The 2,655-nt window shown below is 58.3% G+C and carries 2 rRNA genes; both read right to left on the minus strand.

The annotated features are described in order from the left end of the window. Positions 1-632, minus strand: a 23S ribosomal RNA gene (locus ACIBH3_RS35840); the annotation flags it as partial. Between the two features lie 291 nt (positions 633-923). Further along, positions 924-2,447 (minus strand): 16S ribosomal RNA (locus tag ACIBH3_RS35845). Positions 2,448-2,655: the final 208 nt, after the last annotated feature.

Here is a 2,655-nt window from a genome sequence, read left to right on the forward strand (position 1 = left end):
AACGACGCTCCCACGGCTTGTAGGCACACGGTTTCAGGTACTATTTCACTCCGCTCCCGCGGTACTTTTCACCATTCCCTCACGGTACTATCCGCTATCGGTCACCAGGGAATATTTAGGCTTAGCGGGTGGTCCCGCCAGATTCACACGGAATTTCTCGGGCTCCGTGCTACTTGGGAGAAGCTCAAGTGAGCCGCTGATGTTTCGTCTACGGGGGTCTTACCCTCTACGCCGGACCTTTCGCATGTCCTTCGACTACACCAACGGTTTCTGACTCACCCAGCCGCCGGCAGACGACTGAAGAACTTTCCCACGACCCCGTATCGGCAACCCCTGCCGGGTCTCACACCAATACGGTTTAGCCTCATCCGGTTTCGCTCGCCACTACTCCCGGAATCACGGTTGTTTTCTCTTCCTGCGGGTACTGAGATGTTTCACTTCCCCGCGTTCCCTCCACATACCCTATGTGTTCAGGTATGGGTGACAGCCCATGACGACTGCCGGGTTTCCCCATTCGGAAACCCCCGGATCAAAGCCTGGTTGACGGCTCCCCGGGGACTATCGTGGCCTCCCACGTCCTTCATCGGTTCCTGGTGCCAAGGCATCCACCGTGCGCCCTTAAAAACTTGGCCACAGATGCTCGCGTCCACTGTGCAGTTCTCAAACAACGACCAGTCACCCACCTAGACACACCCAACGGCGTGCGGTCAGTGGGACCGGCAGGTTCTGAAGCAACAGCCTTCCGGCCGTTCCCTCAGGACCCAACAACGTGCCCGACACCCAAGCCCCGACCAGGAACCCGTTCCACGCACCGAAGTGCAGTACTAGGAGAGCCTGACAGACCCTGTGTGCCGAATAGTCAACGTTCCACCCATGAGCAACCGTGCGAGACATTCGCTCGCAACCGGCCATGTGCTCCTTAGAAAGGAGGTGATCCAGCCGCACCTTCCGGTACGGCTACCTTGTTACGACTTCGTCCCAATCGCTGGTCCCACCTTCGACGGCTCCTCCCCTTACGGGTTAGGCCACCGGCTTCGGGTGTTACCGACTTTCGTGACGTGACGGGCGGTGTGTACAAGGCCCGGGAACGTATTCACCGCAGCATGCTGATCTGCGATTACTAGCAACTCCAACTTCATGGGGTCGAGTTGCAGACCCCAATCCGAACTGAGGCCGGCTTTTTGGGATTCGCTCCGCCTCGCGGCATCGCAGCCCTTTGTACCGACCATTGTAGCACGTGTGCAGCCCAAGACATAAGGGGCATGATGATTTGACGTCGTCCCCACCTTCCTCCGAGTTGACCCCGGCAGTCTCCTGTGAGTCCCCATCACCCCGAAAGGCATGCTGGCAACACAGAACAAGGGTTGCGCTCGTTGCGGGACTTAACCCAACATCTCACGACACGAGCTGACGACAACCATGCACCACCTGTATACCGACCACAAGGGGGCTGACATCTCTGCCAGTTTCCGGTATATGTCAAGCCTTGGTAAGGTTCTTCGCGTTGCGTCGAATTAAGCCACATGCTCCGCTGCTTGTGCGGGCCCCCGTCAATTCCTTTGAGTTTTAGCCTTGCGGCCGTACTCCCCAGGCGGGGAACTTAATGCGTTAGCTGCGGCACCGACGACGTGGAATGTCGCCAACACCTAGTTCCCAACGTTTACGGCGTGGACTACCAGGGTATCTAATCCTGTTCGCTCCCCACGCTTTCGCTCCTCAGCGTCAGTAATGGCCCAGAGATCCGCCTTCGCCACCGGTGTTCCTCCTGATATCTGCGCATTTCACCGCTACACCAGGAATTCCGATCTCCCCTACCACACTCTAGCCTGCCCGTATCGAATGCAGACCCGGGGTTAAGCCCCGGGCTTTCACATCCGACGCGACAGGCCGCCTACGAGCTCTTTACGCCCAATAATTCCGGACAACGCTCGCACCCTACGTATTACCGCGGCTGCTGGCACGTAGTTAGCCGGTGCTTCTTCTGCAGGTACCGTCACTTGCGCTTCTTCCCTGCTGAAAGAGGTTTACAACCCGAAGGCCGTCATCCCTCACGCGGCGTCGCTGCATCAGGCTTTCGCCCATTGTGCAATATTCCCCACTGCTGCCTCCCGTAGGAGTCTGGGCCGTGTCTCAGTCCCAGTGTGGCCGGTCGCCCTCTCAGGCCGGCTACCCGTCGTCGCCTTGGTAGGCCATTACCCCACCAACAAGCTGATAGGCCGCGGGATCATCCTGCACCGCCGGAGCTTTCCACCCACCCCCATGCGAGGACAGGTCATATCCGGTATTAGACCTCGTTTCCAAGGCTTGTCCCAGAGTGCAGGGCAGATTTCCCACGTGTTACTCACCCGTTCGCCACTGATCCACCCCGAAGGGCTTCACCGTTCGACTTGCATGTGTTAAGCACGCCGCCAGCGTTCGTCCTGAGCCAGGATCAAACTCTCCGTGAATGTCTACCCGTAATCGGGCGAACACCCGCGTTGAGCGGCACGGCAACCAACGGAATAGGTCGGCCCCGCGCACTGCGTCCTCGCTAGTGTTTTGTTACTAAAGGAATCTCCAACCCGGACCGAACGGTCCAGGCCGGGGATGTCAACATATCTGGCGTTGACTTTTGGCACGCTGTTGAGTTCTCAAGGAACGGACACTTCCTTCGAG

This window comes from Kitasatospora sp. NPDC050543, from assembly GCF_044457565.1.
Lineage (GTDB): Bacteria > Actinomycetota > Actinomycetes > Streptomycetales > Streptomycetaceae > Kitasatospora.